This is a genomic window from Micromonospora solifontis (genome assembly GCF_003725545.1).
In the GTDB taxonomy this organism is placed as follows: domain Bacteria; phylum Actinomycetota; class Actinomycetes; order Mycobacteriales; family Micromonosporaceae; genus Micromonospora; species Micromonospora solifontis.
On the sequence record NZ_RJLN01000098.1, the window covers coordinates 1 to 17,233 of the forward strand.

At 71.3% G+C, this 17,233-nt stretch carries 14 protein-coding genes and 2 tRNA genes; 8 read left to right on the forward strand and 8 right to left on the reverse strand.

The features are described 5' to 3' along the window. Together EFE23_RS23935 and EFE23_RS23940 are read right to left on the reverse strand one after the other, a co-directional pair. The coding region (locus tag EFE23_RS23935) for a non-reducing end alpha-L-arabinofuranosidase family hydrolase (protein ID WP_199737200.1) at positions 1-900 on the reverse strand (900 nt) is incomplete at its 3' end. A 672-nt stretch (positions 901-1,572) separates the two neighbouring features. Beyond that, complete coding sequence (locus tag EFE23_RS23940) at positions 1,573-2,265, reverse strand: alpha/beta fold hydrolase (protein ID WP_158675911.1); 693 nt, start codon at positions 2,263-2,265, stop codon at positions 1,573-1,575. Positions 2,266-2,314: 49 nt separating this feature from the next. Here EFE23_RS23940 and EFE23_RS23945 point away from each other — a divergent pair, with 49 nt between their 5' ends. From EFE23_RS23945 to EFE23_RS29615, 4 genes are all read left to right on the forward strand, one after another. After that, entirely contained in the window at positions 2,315-3,022 is a 708-nt protein-coding gene (locus EFE23_RS23945) for a helix-turn-helix transcriptional regulator (RefSeq protein ID WP_123243180.1), read from the forward strand. Between the two features lie 325 nt (positions 3,023-3,347). Further along, the gene (rox, locus tag EFE23_RS23950) at positions 3,348-4,772 is read left to right on the forward strand and encodes a rifampin monooxygenase (protein WP_199737201.1); all 1,425 of its coding nucleotides are present in this window, start codon (positions 3,348-3,350) and stop codon (positions 4,770-4,772) included. A 196-nt stretch (positions 4,773-4,968) separates the two neighbouring features. Beyond that, positions 4,969-5,349 carry a VOC family protein gene (locus EFE23_RS23955; protein WP_123243182.1) on the forward strand — a complete coding sequence of 127 codons (381 nt, stop codon included), beginning with the start codon at positions 4,969-4,971 and terminating at the stop codon, positions 5,347-5,349. A gap of 172 nt (positions 5,350-5,521) precedes the next feature. Further along, complete coding sequence (locus EFE23_RS29615; protein WP_369410329.1) at positions 5,522-5,959, forward strand: tyrosine-type recombinase/integrase; 438 nt, start codon at positions 5,522-5,524, stop codon at positions 5,957-5,959. Here EFE23_RS29615 and EFE23_RS23965 read toward each other — a convergent pair. Continuing rightward, positions 5,933-6,005: transfer RNA gene (locus EFE23_RS23965), tRNA-Arg, on the reverse strand. The two genes, EFE23_RS29615 and EFE23_RS23965, sit on opposite strands and share 27 nt — an antisense overlap. Before the next feature lie 36 nt (positions 6,006-6,041). Continuing rightward, positions 6,042-6,132: transfer RNA gene (locus EFE23_RS23970), tRNA-Ser, on the reverse strand. Positions 6,133-6,805: 673 nt separating this feature from the next. On the opposite strand from EFE23_RS23970, the gene EFE23_RS23975 reads away from it, so the two are divergent. Then, positions 6,806-8,314 (forward strand): hypothetical protein, encoded by a 1,509-nt coding sequence (locus EFE23_RS23975; RefSeq protein WP_233601125.1) that lies wholly within the window; start codon positions 6,806-6,808, stop codon positions 8,312-8,314. A gap of 115 nt (positions 8,315-8,429) precedes the next feature. Here the strand turns inward: EFE23_RS23975 and EFE23_RS23980 are convergent, their stop codons facing one another. Further along, positions 8,430-9,203, reverse strand: coding sequence for a CPBP family intramembrane glutamic endopeptidase (locus EFE23_RS23980; RefSeq protein ID WP_123243184.1), 774 nt, complete (start codon positions 9,201-9,203; stop codon positions 8,430-8,432). 141 nt (positions 9,204-9,344) lie between these two features. On the opposite strand from EFE23_RS23980, the gene EFE23_RS23985 reads away from it, so the two are divergent. Further along, the gene (locus EFE23_RS23985; RefSeq protein ID WP_123243185.1) at positions 9,345-10,466 is read left to right on the forward strand and encodes a globin domain-containing protein; all 1,122 of its coding nucleotides are present in this window, start codon (positions 9,345-9,347) and stop codon (positions 10,464-10,466) included. A 122-nt stretch (positions 10,467-10,588) separates the two neighbouring features. Here the strand turns inward: EFE23_RS23985 and EFE23_RS23990 are convergent, their stop codons facing one another. Beyond that, complete coding sequence (locus EFE23_RS23990; protein ID WP_123243186.1) at positions 10,589-12,118, reverse strand: peptide deformylase; 1,530 nt, start codon at positions 12,116-12,118, stop codon at positions 10,589-10,591. Positions 12,119-12,454: 336 nt separating this feature from the next. Here EFE23_RS23990 and EFE23_RS23995 point away from each other — a divergent pair, with 336 nt between their 5' ends. Further along, positions 12,455-13,240 carry a hypothetical protein gene (locus EFE23_RS23995; protein ID WP_123243189.1) on the forward strand — a complete coding sequence of 262 codons (786 nt, stop codon included), beginning with the start codon at positions 12,455-12,457 and terminating at the stop codon, positions 13,238-13,240. Between the two features lie 12 nt (positions 13,241-13,252). On the opposite strand, the gene EFE23_RS24000 is transcribed toward EFE23_RS23995, so the two are convergent. Continuing rightward, positions 13,253-15,064, reverse strand: coding sequence for a hypothetical protein (locus EFE23_RS24000; RefSeq protein WP_233601126.1), 1,812 nt, complete (start codon positions 15,062-15,064; stop codon positions 13,253-13,255). Between the two features lie 210 nt (positions 15,065-15,274). Between EFE23_RS24000 and EFE23_RS24005 the strand changes: the two genes are divergently transcribed. Continuing rightward, complete coding sequence (locus EFE23_RS24005; protein ID WP_123243187.1) at positions 15,275-15,985, forward strand: class I SAM-dependent methyltransferase; 711 nt, start codon at positions 15,275-15,277, stop codon at positions 15,983-15,985. 60 nt (positions 15,986-16,045) lie between these two features. On the opposite strand, the gene EFE23_RS24010 is transcribed toward EFE23_RS24005, so the two are convergent. Next, positions 16,046-16,579, reverse strand: a complete 534-nt coding sequence (locus EFE23_RS24010) for a YbhB/YbcL family Raf kinase inhibitor-like protein (protein WP_123243188.1) — start codon at positions 16,577-16,579, stop codon at positions 16,046-16,048. Positions 16,580-17,233 lie beyond the last annotated feature (654 nt).

A 17,233-nucleotide genomic window follows, 5' to 3' on the forward strand; every position in this document is an offset into this window, starting at 1 on the left:
CGTACCGGAGCCGGAGATGCTCCCGGTGAACAGCGCCTGCGGCGCGGACCACCCGTTGACGTTCGTCGGATCGCTCGACGTCCGGTAGGAGAAGGCCGTCCCACCCCACTGGTACGCCAGCACCCAGATGTTCTTCGGAGCGAAGTAGAAGAGGGTAGGGGCAACAGTGCCCGACGGCATCGCGTTCTGGCTGGCCGAGGCCATGTCCGACCAGTTCGTGAACGGGCTGAAGTTCATCGACCCCCAGGACGAGCCCGTGTCGTGCGTCGTGGCGTAGACCAGGTGCTTGCCGTTGTAGACGACGTTGGTGAAGTCCTTCAGCGACACCCAACCCGACTTCGGGTTCGCCAGCGGGCCCGTCGAGGTCCACCGGTACGTCGACGGAAGAGCGCACGTGGGCGGCGACGTGGTCGGCGTTGTCGTCGGCGTGGTGGTCGGGGACGTGGTCGGCGTGGTGGTCGTCGGCACCGTCGTCGGCGTCGTGCCACCGGTACACGTCACACCGTTCAAGGCGAAGCTCGTCGGCACCGGGTTGCTGCCCGTCCACGACGCGTTGAAGCCGAATGACGCCGTACCGTTGGTCGCGATCGAACCGTTGTAACTCACGTTCTGCGCGGTCACCGCCGACCCGCTCTGCGTCAACGACGTGTTCCAGAACTGGGTCACCGTCTGCCCGGCGCCGAACGACCACTTCAACGTCCAACTGGTCAACGGATCGCCCAGGTTCGTGATCGACACGTTGGCCCCGAAGCCGCCCGGCCACTCCGACGACACGGCATAGTTCACCGAGCAGCCGGCGGCCGCGGCACCAGCCGGCAGCGCCACGACGACGGTCGCCGACGCCAGCAACGCGACGCCGGCCGACACCAGGCCGACATAGGTCGCTCTGGATCTACCCATAAAGCACCCTCCTGATGGTTGGCGGCCCGCGCATTCGCGATGATCATTGGTTATGTGAACGTTAACAGCCGCGGCAGGTATGTTACGGGAGCGCTCCCATACCCTCAACCTCGACGTGTCATGGAGTTTTCACTCCTTGTCATCCCCTCCGGCTCGGCCTGTTTTGTTTCGTGGGACGGAGCCGGCGCATGCCGGCGGCCGCTGTGCCGGGCAGAGACCCCCAGGACAGGTATTTCTGCTGGTAGAGGGCTTGGGCCATGGCCGGCTGGCCGGGGGTGACGCAGACACTGTACTGCCGCTGCGGCCGGGCCAGCCAGAATACGTATTGGCGGCCAGCGATCACAGGCCAACCCGGACAACCCTTTCCGACCTGCACGCTTTACCACGCCTCTGGGTTTCGGCCGGCAGCACTGCGGGCTTGTCCGCGATCGCCGGGCCAACCCACCGCTCCGGCCATACGTCAATGCCGACGCTACTGCCATTGGACCCGAGGCTTAGCCCGCCGCTCGCGTCCGGGCCGGCAATTCCTCCAGCGCGGCGGGCGCTTGCCGCGGAGCCACTGCCGCCCGATGAACCGCCCCCGGCCGCCGTGCTGGCGTCCGGGGGCGGGCGGCGGGAGGAGGCCTTCTCATCTGCCGGTCGTGATCGGCCCAGCGTCGTGCGGACTCTCGGTCACCCGGGTCCGTTGGTGAGGAAGCGCTCGATTCGCCGGGCGAGAGCGTCGGGTGCTTCGAGCATGGGCAGGTGTCCGCTGTCGACAGATTCATGCCAGCTCGGGTCGAGGTTGCGGGCGAATCGCTGTTGCAGTCCGCTCGGCAGCCCAGCGTCCTGGCTCGTGGAGAGGTAGCCCCGACGTTCGGGAAAGCGGCCGCCTCGCGGCGCATCCCGGTAGAGACGCACGGACTCGGGACTGAACTCCGCCACGATGCGATCGGCCGTCTCCGGGTCGACCCGGCTGGCCACCCCGCGCCGGATAGCCGCGTCAGGCGGTCGGGTGCCGGCCAGCCGCATCGCCAGACTCAGCACGAGCCGGTTCGGCAACGGCATCGACGCGACGAAGCTGCGTCCCGGCTTCGGCACGACGGCCGTGACCGCTAGGAACGCGGCCACCCGGTCAGGTGCGAGGGTGACGATTTCCGCTGCGACAGTCCCGCCGCTGGAGTGCGCGACGACCGCGAAACGTTCCCACGGTGCCGAATCCAGTGCCGCGGCGGCGTACTCCGTGAGCGAAGCGCGGTCGTGACGCGGTCGCCCAGCGACCACCGTCCGGTGCGCTGGGGCCAGTTCTTCGCGTACCTGATCCCAGATCCAGGCGGGAAGACCGGCACCGCTCAACAACAGAATCGGTTCCTGCGACTGTGTCATGCCCCGATCTTGGCGGCGCCGGATGTCACCGTTATGGCACCGTTCAGGCATGAACCGCACCGACCGGCTCTACGCGATCCGCGAAGACCTCCGGCGGGCCGGTCCCCGAGGCCGCACCGCCGAACAGCTCGCCGCCGCATTCGAGATCAGCGTCCGTACCGTCAAGCGCGACATCTCCGCTCTGCAGCAGGGCGGGTTCCCCGTCTGGGCACGCACGGGCCGGACCGGCGGGTACGTCGTCGATCATGCGGCCACCCTGCCGCCGGTGAACTTCACCGCCGCCGAAGCTTCCGCGCTCGCTGCGGCGATCGCAGCACACCGCGGACAACCATTCGACAGGCAGGCCCGAGCTGCCCTGGTGAAAGTGCTGGCGGTGATGGACCCGCGGGCGCGGCGGCACGCGGACGGCTTGACCGAGCGCATCTGGATCGACCACCGCACCACCGAGGCAGCCGACCCGCGCCGACGCGGCGCCATCGAACATGCCCTTCAGGAGCGCAAGGTCCTGGTGCTGCACTACCGCGATCGTCACGGCGCGCCGACAACGCGCCGGGTCGACCCCCAACTGCTCGCGTTCACGGCCGGTCACTGGTTCCTCGTGGCGCGCTGCCACCGCCGCGAGGCGATCCGCTGGTTCCGCCTCGATCGGATCGAGCGCGCGAGTCTCACCACTCAGCCTGCCGTCGACGTGCCGGTCGAAGAGCTGGGGACGCCTCCCTCGACGGCGGCCTCCGTCCGGGTACGAATGGCGATGTGACCCCGGCGAGGGGTGGCTGGAAAAGGACTGGACCGGATGATGCTCGGGCTTGTAGCTTGCGGCTGACCGTGACACCACCCGAGGAGGTGAGACCCATGAACGCTGTATCGATGTGGGTGCTCCCCCTTCCCGTCATGGTCGGGCGATTGACATAGCTGTCGCCGGGAGCGTCTCGCCAACAAGGCACTCCCGAAAGGCAACACCTATGCACTCTCCGCAGTTCACCACCGAACCGTCAGCGACCGACACGGTCGAGCGCGACTCCACCGGGGTCGACGTCCCCGGGCTCCCATCGCCGGCCTCCGGCACCGATCGCGCGCCCCGCGTGTTCGACGTGATCATCGCCGGGTGCGGGCCGACTGGCGCGATGCTGGCCGCCGAACTACGGCTGCACGATGTGCGGGTACTCGTCCTGGAGAAGGACACCGAGCCCGCGTCGTTCGTCCGCATAGTCGGCCTGCATATTCGCAGTATCGAGCTGATGGCGATGCGCGGGCTGCTGGACCGCATTCTCGAACGCGGAAGGCGGCGTCCCGCCGGCGGCTTCTTCGCCGCCATCAACAAACCCGCCCCCGAGGGCCTGGATTCCGCGCACGCCTATCTGCTGGGCATTCCGCAGCCGGTCATCGTTCAGCTGCTCGAAGAGCATGCGATCAAGCTGGGTGCGCAGGTCCGGCACGGATGTGCGGTGGCCGGTCTCGAGCAGGACGACGACGGGGTGACCGTCGAGCTGGCCGGCGGGGAACAGCTGCGTTCGCGCTATCTCGTCGGCTGCGACGGCGCGCGCAGCACGGTGCGCAAACTGCTCGGCGTCGGCTTCCCCGGCGAGCCCTCGCGCAGCGAGACGCTGATGGGCGAGATGGAGGTCGGCGTGCCGCAGGAGGAGATCGCCGCCAAGGTGGCCGAAATCCGCAAGAGCGATCCGCGGTTCATCCTCGGGCCCGCAGGCGTTGGTACCTATCGCGTCGTAGTCCCCGCCGCAGGCGTCAGCGATCGTGCCGAACCGCCCACCCGCGACGATTTCCGGCAGCAGTTGCGCGCCATCGCCGGAACCGATTTCGGCGTGCACTCCCCGCGCTGGTTGTCCCGCTTCGGGGATGCCACCCGGCTAGCCGAACGTTATCGGGTCGGCCGGGTGCTGCTGGCCGGCGACGCGGCACACATCCATCCACCCCTCGGCGGACAGGGCCTCAACCTTGGCGTTCAGGACGCATTCAACCTCGGCTGGAAACTGGCCGCACAGGTCCGCGGCTGGGCGCCGGAAACCCTGCTGGACACCTACCAGGCCGAACGTCATCCGGTCGCCGCGGACGTGCTGGACAACACCCGCGCCCAGATGGAACTGCTGTCCAGGGAACCGGGCCCGCGGTCCGTGCGCAGGCTGCTCACCGAACTGATGGACTTCGACCAGGTGAACCGCTATCTGATCGAGAAGATCACCGCGATCGGCATCCGCTACGACTTCGGTGAAGGCCACGACCTGCTCGGCCGCCGTCTGCGCGACATCGACGTCAAACAGGGCCACCTGTACGGTCTGTTGCATCGCGGCCGCGGCCTGCTGCTGGACCGCACGGAACGCCTGACCGTCGGCGGCTGGTCGGACCGGGTCGATCACCTTGCGGATCCCACTGCGATGCTGGATGTTCCGTGCGTCCTGCTACGCCCCGACGGCCACGTCGCCTGGATCGGCGACGATCAGCAGGACCTCGACGACCATCTCTCCCGCTGGTTCGGCAAGCCCGCCAACTAGGGTGTGTCTCAAAGTAAGCTGCCCTACTGCGCGACCTACGGCCCTCGCCTGGCAGCCTGGCCAGGCGGGGTCCTGGAATCCACTTCGCCCCTGCTCGCCTCGCCCGGTACGGTCGCGCAATGTTCTCACTGCGGGAGCCCATGAGATGCGCGTGCGGCCACCCCGGCAGTTCCCACCCTGGAAGTAGGTTTCGTCAGTGGCATGCCGTATCAGCGAGCTCGTGCTCAAGTGCCGTGACCCCGAGGTGCTGGCGCGGTTCTGGTGCGAGGTCCTGGACTTCATTGAGCTCGATCGCGAAGAGGGGGTCTACATCGAGATAGGCCCGCGCGAAGGGTTCGGCGGCCCGCAGCCGACGATCTTCCTCATCCGCACCGACGAGCCGAAGAACGGGCATGCTCGGCTGCACATCGACGTCAACGCCACCGACCGCGATCAGGACGCCGAGCTCGAGCGCCTCCTGGCCGCCGGGGCGAAGCTCGTCGACATCGGTCAGCCTGCGGACGCGTCCTGGCACGTCCTCGCCGATCCCGAAGGCAACGAGTTCTGCCTGCTCAAGCGCCGCCTCGCCCCACTCTGACGGCCCTTGTCGGCAATGAGGGCGGTAGCCGTTCAAGTGGATCTCCTCGTCGGGCAGTCGTAGACCGCCCAGCCCTTGTGGTGCCTGACGAGGTGATCCGCGGCCGATCGCTGAGGAGGGCCGGGGTTCGGGGCGGAGCCTCGAAGTGTTCCAAGGTCCGTCGTCCCTCAATGTGGCCGGCCGACCCGGTCGATGCCGGCCGGAGGTCGCCAGCAGGCCGGGGCCGGGCCGGCGCGGCCCGCCTGCGGGCCGCCCTGATCCGGACAACTTCTCCCATCGGCTCTCGGCACTGTGCGAGCGTGCCGGGCTCGGGCACTGGCATCCGCACGAGCTCCGCCATTCCGGGGCCTCATTGATGCTGGCTCAGGGCACCCCGCTGCACGTGGTTTCGGAGGTTCCCGGGCACACGTCAATTGCGATCACGAAGGACGTGTACGGGCATTTGATGGCGGGTGACCGCCGCTCGGAGGCGATCAGTGGCTCCCAGCGTGGCTTCCACAGCCGCCTGAAACCCGCTCCCGACGGATACGAGAAAGCCCCCGACCTCGCCATTTCGGCTGGTCGAGGGCTTCTCCCTGCTGTGCGCGCCCGAAGGGACTCGAACCCCTAACCTTCTGATCCGTAGTCAGATGCTCTATCCATTGAGCTACGGGCGCTTGCTGCTCAGCCAGTCTACACACCCGGCTTTCGCGCGGAGACTCCGGGATTCGAACCCGGGAGGGGCTTTAAAACCCCAACCGCATTAGCAGTGCGGCGCCATAGACCAGACTAGGCGAAGTCTCCCCGGTGGCCCGGAGACCACCGCGCCCGAGGATACAGGTCCGCACCCGCCCGGGGCAAAGCGACTACCGGTACGACTCCAACCGCTGCGTTTCCCCCGTGTGCGAGGTCACAACCGGGACTACGCTCCATCGATATGCAGGAGCAGCCGCCGAGCGATCCGCCCCGCCGCGAGCCCACCGCCAGCGCCCGGCGGAGCCGCTCCCCGGAGCCCACCTTCACCCCACCGCCGGCACCGGCACCGCCAGCCGCCCCGGCCGACGGCGATCCCGCACCCCGGCCACGCCGGGCCAAGGCCGCTCCGGCCGTGCTGTTCCAGCCGCCCGATCCCACGTTGTCCCGGCCGCCGGCTGCGGAGACCGGTCGGACTGCCACCGGATCCGCCCCGACCGCCGCGCCGCGTCCCCGCCCCGCCGCAGAGGCGGACGCCGACGGGACCGTTGCCTCCGGCGACGCCATCCCGGCCGGCGGGCAGCAGGCGACCCGTCCTCGCCGGGCCGCGGAGCCGGACGCGGACGAGTCGAAGACGGGCGAACCAGGCGCGGACGAGCCCAGCGCGAACGCACCACGCGCGGACGAACCAGGCGCGGACGAGCCAGGCGCGGACGAGCCGCACATGGTTGCGCCGAAGACAGGCGGGCCGAAGACGGACACGCGGAACACGGACCAGCCGAGCGTGGACGCGGAACCCGCCCGTCCGAAGAAGCGCACCGGGGTGAGCAAGGCGACCACCCGCGCGAAGAAGGCGACGCCGCCCCTGAAGAAGACCGCGCAGGCCGCCTCGAAGGGCGCCAGCCGGACGCCGGCCGACATCGTCGAGGCACCGGGTGATGTGGAACACGTGGCCTCGGCCCCGCCGCTGGCCACCGCGAGCAGCGCGGATCGGGTCGACGTGCCGCCGGTCACCGCCGGCGTCGTCCCGAGCGTTCCGGCCGGGCCGGAGGTTGGTGCCGGCGACACCGAGCCGGCGGGGGCGACCAGCGGCACCGAGCCAACCGAGCCGGCAGGCGCGACCGGCGACACCGAGCCACTCGAGCCGGCGCTGGCGATCCGCGACGCCACCCCGGAGACGACCCCGCCGGCGACGACCCGGGCCCGCAAGGCGACCGGCAGCAGGACCAGTCCGACGAAGAAGGCCGCCCCGGCCCGCAAGGCGACCCGGGCGAAGAAGGCGGCGGCACGGGACACGGACGCCGCCGCGCAGACCGGCGGCCGGCCCGCCCCGCCGGAGACGGAGCCCGGACCGGGAGCCGGCACGGACCGGGGCGCCACATCGATCGCCGCACAGCCGGATCGCGCGGCCACCACGGAACAGATCACGGCCGCACAGCCGGATCGCGCGGCCACCACGAAAGAGGGCACAGCCGCACAGCCGGACCTTGCGGTCGCCACGAACCAGGACACGGCCCCGGACCGGCCGCAGCCGGAGCGGATCCCGCCGGCAGACCACGCGACCCGCACCGACGCGGTACCGGAGCCGGCGCAGGACACCACGGCGGCCCTGGTGCGCCCGGACGGAGCGGACCGGGAGCCGGAGTCGGGGCGTACCGCCGGGGCCGGTTGGCGGACGGTGGCCGCGCGGATCCTTGACCATCCGGGCTTCGCGCCGGAACTGCTGGCCATCGCGGCGGTCGAGGAGCTGGGACCGCGGGCCCGCGACTGGGCCGAGCGGACTCGCGGAAGGTACCCCGGAGCGGACGCCGACGGGTTGGCCCGGCTGGCGGCCCGGCGGTTCGTCCGGCTGGCCCGTACGGGCGGGGCGCTCGCCGCGGGCACCGGCCTGTTCGCCCCGGCGGCCGAGCTGGCGGCGGTGCTCTGGACCCAGGCGAACCTGGTGCTGCACCTGGCGGCGGTCTACGGCCGGGATCCTGCTGACCCGGAGCGGGTGGCCGAGTTGCTGGTGCTGACCCAGGTGCACCCGGACGTCGGCACGGCGCGTGCCGCCCTGGACGCGGTGCGGTCGGCGAGCGTACCGGTGGACGGACCGTGGCCGCGCGCGGCCGAGGCGGCGTGGCGGTTGGCGACCCCGCTCGCCGCACAGGCGGGCGGCTGGCTGGGGTTGCGGCTGGCCTCGCGGCTGCTGCCGGGCGCGGCGGTGCTCACCGCTGCGGCGGGCGACGCGGCCGCCGCCGAGCGGCTCGCCGCCCGCGCGACCGCCCGCTACCGGCCGGTCCGCGCCCGCTGAGCGCAGGCGCGGTCGGCGCCGGCCACGATCCACTCGGGATGCCGCATCCCGGGCCTTCCACCGACCCAGACCCCCCGGACTGCGGCATTCCTCACGGCCAAGCCATCTGAGGCGGTCAGAGCCAGCCGAACCAGGATCTGGGCAGCAGCGCGTAGCCGACGAAGGCGACCACGTCGAGCAGGGTGTGCGCGACGATCAGCGGGGCCACCCGGCGGGTACGCAGGTAGCAGAGGCCGAAGACCACGCCCATCACGGCGTTGCCGACGAACGCGCCGAAGCCCTGGTAGAGGTGGTAGGAGCCGCGCAGCACGGCGCTGGCCGCGAGCACCGCGCCGAGCCGCCAGTTGAGCTGCCGCAGCCGGGTGATCAGGTAGCCGACCACGATCACCTCCTCCAGCACGGCGTTCTGCACGGCGGCGAGGATCAGCACCGGCACCGCCCACCAGAGGTGTGGCAGCGCGGCCGGGACCAGGGTGGCGTTGACGCCGAGCTGCGCCGCCACCCAGAACAGGGCCAACCCGGGCAGGCCGATCAGCGCGGCCAGGCCCGCCCCCCCGGCCAGGTCGGACCCCGGCCGGGTCAGGTCCACCCCGAGGGTCCGCGCCGGGTCGCCGGGGTCCCGCGCCAGCAGGTGTACGGCGAGCAGCACGGGCAGCAGCGCGAAGCAGATCCCGAGGAGCTGGTACGCCAGGTCGAGGTACGGCCGCGCCGACACCGAGGTGTTCAGCGCGGCGGTCTGTTTCGACAGCCCGCCGGTGGCGGTCAGCTTGGCGATCAGCGAGACCAGCGCGTACACGGCCGACTGGCCGAGGGAGAGGCCGAGCACCAGGAGCGTCTCGGTGCCCAGGGTCCGGCGGGACACCGGGCGGGTGAGCTCGTCAACCGTCACCGGACAACTGTGCCGCACGCCGGGCCCGGTCAACACCTCGGCACTCAGCTGAGCCGGTCGCACATTCTGTGCGACCGGCGGACACGTTCCGTGGAGATTCTGTGTGGGCCGATCCGCCCGCCAGGAGAAGGAGCGTGCCCGGTGGAGAACTTCGCCCGACTGTTGAAGGAGAGCTGGACCCTGGTCGAGGAGGAGCGCGAGCGGCTGAGCGGCCACTTCTACGCCCGGCTGTTCCTGCTCGACCCCGAGCTGCGCAAGCTTTTCCCGGTGCAGATGAACGGGCAGGGCGACCGGATCCTGGAGGCGATCGTCACCGCGACCCAGACGGTGGACGACCCGGAGAGTTTCGACGAGTACCTGCGGGCGCTGGGCCGGGACCACCGGAAGTACCACGTCGAGCCGGGCCACTACGAGACCATGGGGGTCGCCCTGCTGGACGCGCTGCGCAGCACCGCCGGCGACGGCTGGAACCTGGAGTACGACCAGGCGTGGCGGGAGGCGTACAAGAGCATCTGCGACCGGATGCTCGCCGGTGCGGCGGCGGACGGGAACCCGCCGTTCTGGCACGCGGAGGTGCTCACCCACGAGCGGCACGGCCCCGACACCGCCGTGCTGACCGTGCGCGCCCTCCAGCACCCGCTGCACTGGCAGGCCGGCCAGTACGTCAGCGTCGAGGTGCCCCGCTACCACCCGCGGGTGTGGCGGACGTACTCGGTGGCGAACGCCCCGAACGACGACAACGTGCTGGAGTTCCACGTGCGTACGCCGGCCGGGGCGGCCGGCTGGGTGTCCGGGGCGCTGGTTCGCCGGACGAAGCCGGGCGACCTGCTCCGGGTGGCCGCCCCGATGGGGTCGATGACGCTCGACACGTCGTCCACCCGGGACATCCTCTGCGTGGCCGGCGGGGTGGGGCTGGCGCCGATCAAGGCGCTGGTGGAGGAGCTGACCCGGGTCAACCGGACCCGGTGGGTGCACGTCTTCTACGGCGCCCGCCGCCCGGCGGAGCTGTACGGGCTGGCGGGCCTGGAGGAGTTGGTGGCCGCGCACCCGTGGCTGTCGGTCACCCCGGCGTGCAGCGAGGACCCGGACTTCGCCGGCGAGCTGGGGGACATCTCCGAGGTGGTCACCCGGTACGGCCCGTGGACGACCCACGACTGCTACGTCTCCGGCTCGACCGGGATGGTCCGGGCCACCCTGCGGGCGCTCGCCGCCGACGACGTTCCGCCGGACAACATCCGGTACGACACCTTCGGCGCCCAGTAGCCGTTCCTCCCCCCGAGCCGGGCCGCGTGCCCCTGCCCCCTGGGGCACGCGGCCCGGCCCCCGTTCGCCGGTACGTGGGCCGGGCCGGCAACCGGCCCGCGTACCGGAATCTCCCGACGTCGTCAGTAGCGCCAGGGGTGGCCGGTGTCGCGGTACTCCTCGACCGGCACCAGCGGGACGCCGGGGGCCATCCGGTCGACGTAGAGGTGCCCCTCCAGGTGGTCGATCTCGTGGGCGACCAGCCGGGCCATCGCGTACTCGAAGGATGTGATGACGCGGCTGCCGTCCCACTGGGCGTGCTCCACGTCGATCCGGAGCGGCCGGGGCACCAGGCCGCGGTGGTCGAAGAAGGAGAGGCAGCCCTCGTACTGCTCGTCGGTCTCGGCGGCGGTGTCGACCACCCGGGGGTTGAGCAGGACGACCGGCTCGGCGGCCCGGTCGGCGGGGCGGACCAGGGCGGCGGCCCAGCAGAGCCCGAGCTGCGGCGCGGCGATGCCGACGCCCTTGCTGAACGGGTGCAGCTCGTCGAGCCGGACCAGGACGCCGGCGAGCCGGTCGACGAGTTCCCGGGCCAGCTGCTCCTCGCGGGGCAGGTCGAACTGGCGGGCCGGCTGGCGGAGCAGGTCGTCGCCGCGCTGCACGATACCGATGGCGCGCATCCGGTCGCTGGCCCGTATCCGGACGCCCGGTCCCGGGCCGTCCGGTTCGGTCTCCGGCGGCAGGCTGCGGAAGCGCCACTGCATCCGGTAGCGGGCGTTCAGCGGCGGGTCGTCGGTGGCCCAGTCGAAGATCACCCGGTCGCCCTCGGCGCGGCGCTGGATCGGGGTACGCAGCGGCCCCTCCTCGGCGGAGAGCGACGTCTCGGCCCCCCACACCTTCGGGTCGAGGTCGGCGGGGAGGTCGAGCCGGACGGCGAGGTGCCGGGTGGGCAGGCGTACGGCGCGCTGGAACCAGGGGCCCCACTTGTCCCGGCCGACCCGGTACGCGTATTCGATGGTGGCCCGGTCGCCGGGGTAGAGCGGGAACCGGCCCTCGGTGTTCTCGAAGAGCAGCCAGATCTCCTTGAACGCGTCCCGGTCGTGCTTGGCCCGCCAGTGCATCGGTTCCCGGGTGCCGCCGTCGTCCCGGTACGCGGCCAGTTGCAGCTCGGCGAAGGTGAGCGGGTGTTCCCGGTGGTGTCGGTTGGAGCGGCCGGGGTCGTCGGGGTAGCGGTCCACGGCGACCCGGACCAGGTAGCGGGTGACCGGTTCGGTGCCGGCGTTGTACAGCTCGCGCCGGATGGCGCAGTGGTAGCCCTCGTCGGTCCAGGTGAGGGTGGCGGACTCCCGCTCGACCACCAGGCCGGTGCCGGGCGGCAGCCACTGCCCGGGTACGGCCGGCTCCCGGTGGTTGCCGCCGGAGCGGCCGTGCCGCAGTTCGTCGTACTCGCGGAAGCGCTGCCAGATCGCGCCGCTGGCCTCCAGGACGGCCTCGGCCCGGCGGGCGAAGTCCTCGGTGGGCCGGTGCCGGCGCCCCTCGACGTGGCTGACGTACGACGGGTCGAAGCCCATCAGGGTCGCCAGCTGCTTCTTGGACAGCCCTCGGCCGGTGCGGTGCCGGGCGAGCTCAGCCGCGAACGAGTCGGCGGCACGCTCGATGGGTGAGGTCGACATCGGCTTCCTCGTACGCGGGAGCCTCATTTTCACGTTGGGTGGCCGAACGTGTACGGAAACTGCCTCGTATTCGACAGGTGTCTTGCCAATTCAGCGGCCACCGTCGATACTTGCGCAGTCCCGCCCGCCCGCTCGCGGTGTTTTCCGCCCGCCCGGCCGGGTAGTACGCGGCACGCGGCCGACGGCCGCGGAGTGACCGGGACCTCCCCATCGACCCCTCGGCACGACTTTCCCCGGGCCGGAAGCTGTGGTTAGGCTAGCCTTAGTTCAGATCGAGGACGGGCGTCGACCGGGTGGGGACCACCAGACAGGGGACGGATCAAGGTGACTGCGGTGATGCCGAGGCGCGATGCCGTCGCCGCGCCGCTCGCCCCGGTGACCGCCACCCTGCGCGCCATGTTCGGCACCGACGACCTGCCCGGGCTCGCCCCCGGGCTGCTGGTCACCGCCGACGAGGCCCGCTGGTCCCCGGCGAGCCGGCTGATCGACGGCACCCTGCTGCCCGAGTTCCTCCGCGCGGCCACCCGCCGGTTCGGCGGCACCCCGCACGCCTGCGCCGCGCTGGCCTGGAAGTCGTACAGCTACTGGACGGCGCTGCCGGTCGCGCTCGGCTGGGCCTCGGCCCGGCGGGTGCCGCTGCTCGACCCCGCCGACGTCCTGGTCCACTTCGAGGATCACCACCAGTTGCTCACCCTGGGCCTGCGCAGCTCGACCACGGTCGCCGTGCTGCCGGGTGACCCGCTCGCGCTGGCCGGCCACCCCGACGTGCGGGTGGTCGCCGACGAGGCGGCGCTGCTCGGCGCGCTGCGCGCCACCCTGCTCGACGCGCACTACGCGCCGCTGATCGCGGCCATCCAGACCGAGGTCCGGCTCGGCGCGCGTACCCTGCTCGGCTCGGTCGCCTCGGGCATCGCGCACGGCATCCTGCGCGCCTCGGACGCCCTGCCCGGTTCCGCCACCGCGACGATCCGGACCCTGCTCGACGCGCTCGACCTGAGCGATCTGGTGGAGCTGGTGCCCGGCCCGGCGGGCGAGCCGACGGTGCAGCGGCGTACCTGCTGCCTGGCCTTCACGCTGCCCCGGCCGAAGATCTGCCAGGGCTGCTGCCTCCGCCCGTCCTGACCGGCCGGCCGCTCAGTCCACCAGCGGCCGGACGTCCCAGAGCCAGACCCCGCCGGTGTACGTCGGCTCGATCCCGGTCAGCGCGGTCATCCCGCGCCGCAGTGCGTCGGCCTGCCGCAGCCCGGGGTCGAGGATCACCGCGCCGGCCCGCCAGTAACGCAGGTCGTCGACGGCCGCCACCTGATCCGAGGGGGTGATCGGCGGCACCCCGCCGGTGATGCGGATGGTGGTGAAGAAGGTGCTGGTGGGGCGGGGCGGCGCGGTGAAGAGGGCCACCCGCCCGTGGCCCGGCCGGGTGTCCGGATAGAGGAAGTAGCCGCGGGCCAGCGGCAGGTCCAGCCGGGTCTCGGCGGACCAGCGCAGCGGGTCGGGATACGTCGTGTCGGGCAGCGGCAGCGTCACGATGCTGTGCCCGCCGGCCACGTACGGGCGGAAGGCCCCGGTGCTGACGAACGCGGGGGTCGGGTCGAGGCGTACCGAGGGCAGCGGGGTGGGCAGGATCGGCAGCAGCGCCATGGTCAGCACGGTGGCGGTGACGAACCGGAGCCGCGGCCGGGCGGCCGGGTGCCGCCGGGCCAGTTGCCGGACCTGCTCCGCGCCGAGGGCGAGCAGGATCCCGACGATCGGGGTGAGCGCCAGCGACCACCGGGTGGGCACCACCGAGTGCAGGATCGGCAGGCCCTCCAGCGCCGCCCAGGGAGCGGGGATTCCGGTGTCGTGCCCGTCGTAGCGGATCTCCCGGCCCAGCGAGAAGACGGCGAAGAGCAGGCCGAGCCCGGCCAGGGCGAGCACCACGACGTTGCGCCGCAGCCACCAGACCAGCGCCCCGACCAGGACGACGAGCGGCCAGCCGAAGAAGGAGTTCTCCTCGGTGGCGTTCTTCGCGAGCCACACGCTGCCCCGGGCGTCACCGGCCAGGGACTCGCGGGACCAGGCCACGAACGAGGCGAGGTCGGTGCGGTAGCCGCGGATCAGCCGGGACAGCCCCTGGTACGCGCCGGGCCCGAAGAACTGCACGTACAGGGGGTAGGCCAGCAGCACCCCGGCGACCGCGGCGGCCACCGCGAGCCCCGCGCAGAACGGCCGGGCCGCCGGGCGCAGCTCGGGCCGGCCGATGGCGAGCGCGGCCACCACGACGGCCAGCCCGATCGCCGTCATCAGCAGGATCTCCAGGTTGAGGAAGGCCTGCCAGGCGATCACCAGGCCGAGCAGCGCGCCGTTGCGCAGCCAGCGGCCCGGCACGGCCAGGCGCAGGGTCCGCCAGACGATCAGCGGCACCACGAACTGGCTGACGATGTTGGGGTGGGCGTTGGCGTGCGACACCATCGCCGGCGCGAAGGCGCAGAAGCCCGCGCCGAGCCAGGCGGGTCCCCGGGCGCCGATCAGCACGCGGGAAAGGACGAAGTACCAGGCGACGCCGGTGGCCGCCATGCCCAGGGTGAGAAAGGCCAGAAATGACCACCGCGGGCCGAGTAGGACGGTGACGGGCGTCATTGGCAGCGAAATGGATAATACCGACGTATTAGCCATCAGGTTGACGCCGTCCGGCACGTTCATCCGGTCGGTCCGGAACGGATCGGCGAATTGCGTCACGACCCGCGCACCGTGTGCCATCATCCACTCGAACTGCGCCTGGTCGGACCGGTTGTCCCGCACGCCCGCGGCCGCGTTCGCCCAGAACCGCGCGGTGACCCAGAAGGCGAGCAGCAGGAAGCTGAGCACGGCGGCGAGGTCGATCCACCGACCCTGCGCCGGTCGCTCGCCCCCGTCGGACGCACCCTCGACGGGACCGCCGCGAGCGGCGTCCGATTGAGGAGTAGTCATGACAATTCAGAGAGTAGTCAGGGTATGGCTGGGCCGTGACATGTTTCTGGGTACTGGCGTACTATGTGCCGGGTTCGCCGACCGCCGATCACGTGCCCTCCCCCGACCGCAATTCGGCCACCCCCGGTGCCCCGATTTTTCCTCCAGCCATCCAGATGGTTGACTCTGTCGGTCCAGGCGCGGGTCAGTCATATCGTGAGGAATCGACGCATGGCAGAAATCACTGGGGATCAGCGCGTCCAGTCGGAGGTGCTCGAGGGGCTGGCGACGGCGGTCAACCACCGCAGATGGTTCGTCGACCTGGCCGTGCCCTACCTCGGTGACAACCCCATCGAGGTCGGCAGCGGGCTGGGCGACTACGCCCTCGAGTGGTCCGCACGCCTGCCCCGGATCACCGCCACCGAGGCCGACCCGGACCGGCTGGTCCGGCTCAAGGAGCGGCTGGCCGACCACCCCACCATCGAGGTCCGGCAGATGCTGCTGCCGCACTCCGAGCGCGGCGACTACAGCGCGGCCGTGTCGTACAACGTGCTGGAGCACATCGAGGACCACGTGGGCGCGCTGCGCAGCATGCGCGACCTGGTCCGGCCCGGCGGTGCGGTGGTCATCATCGTGCCGGCGTTCCAGTTCGCGATGAGCCCGGCCGACATCGCCACCGGCCACGTCCGGCGCTACACCAAGAAGACCCTCGCCGCGGCGATGACCGAGGCCGGTCTCACCGTGGAGAAGATCCACTACGCGAACGCGCTCGGCCTGATCGGCTACTTCATGGCCACCAAGGTCTTCCGGCTGATGCCGAAGGAGGGCCCGATGGTCAAGGTCTACGACACCCTGGTCCTGCCCGCCACCAAGGCGGCCGAGCAGGCCGTACGCCCGCCGTTCGGCCAGTCCGTCTTCGCGGTCGCCCGCGTCCCCGGCTGAGGTGTAAGGAGGGGCCCCTTCTTAACAGACGTCTGTTAAGAAGGGGCCCCTCCTTACCGGTCACTCCTTGATCTGGTACGTCGGGCGGATCACCGCCCGGGCCAGGGTGTGGAACGCCAGGTTGAAGCCGACGAAGGCCGGGCTGGCCTCCCGGCCCACGTCGAGGCGCTCCACGTCCACCGCGTGCACCGCGAAGACGTACCGGTGCGGGCGGTCCCCGGGCGGCGGGGCGGCGCCGCCGTAGCCGGTGTCGCCGTAGTCGTTGCGGATGCTGAAGGCGCCGCCCAGGTCGCTCTCCTTCACCCCGGTCGGCAGCTCGGTCACCGAGGTGGGCACGTCCACCAGCACCCAGTGCCAGAAGCCGCTGCCCGTCGGGGCGTCCGGGTCGAAGCAGGTGACCACGAAGCTCCTGGTCTCGTCCGGGAAGCCCGACCAGGACAGCTGCGGGGAGACGTTCTCGCCGCCGGCGCTGCCGTGCGCGTACCGCGCGTCCATCGGCTCGCCGTTGTGCACGTCGTCGCTGCTCAGCGTGAACGACGGCACCGTCGGCAGCAGCTCGTACGGGTCCGGGGCGATCGGTCGTTCCAGGGTCATCGAAACGGTCCTTCCGGGTGCGCGCGAATGTCCTGCGCCCTCTTCATACCCCTTCGGACGCCCGGGACGAACCGGGAAGGGCACCGTGTCCGGCCTGGATCGATCCCGAAACTTTCGACAAAACTGCCGTAACTCTCGGGCGGCGGCCGAGCCGCCTGGCGAGGTGGTTCTGAACCCATCGGGCCGACGGATGAGAGTTGCCTGTCCAGGGCCGCTCCTCGAGCCCGGCAGGCCACGACGCGCCTCCGTAACGCTTCCGGAAGTTGTTGACACCACGATGGCGTCGATCGATGATGCAAGCATCGACGAACCTCGACGACTGCCGATCCGGGCCACGGCAGCGATCTGGTTCCTCGGTCGTCATCGACCACGCGTGGGCAGCGACGTGGTCCGGCGCTGACGGCGCCGTCCGTGCCCCGGCGGCCTACCACAGCGCCGAGTCGTCTCCTGCAGCCCGACCCTCGGGCTGCCGCACGAGAAGGATGCACGCCCGTGAATGACTCGCCCGTCCCACCCAACCGCCGACGGCGCGGCATGAGGCTGCTCGTCGGTGGTGTCACCGCCGTCGTGCTGGCCGCAGCCTCGGCAGCCATGACCGGCATCGCCCACGCCGAGGCCGACCGGACCATCACCTCGAACTCCACCGGCACCCAC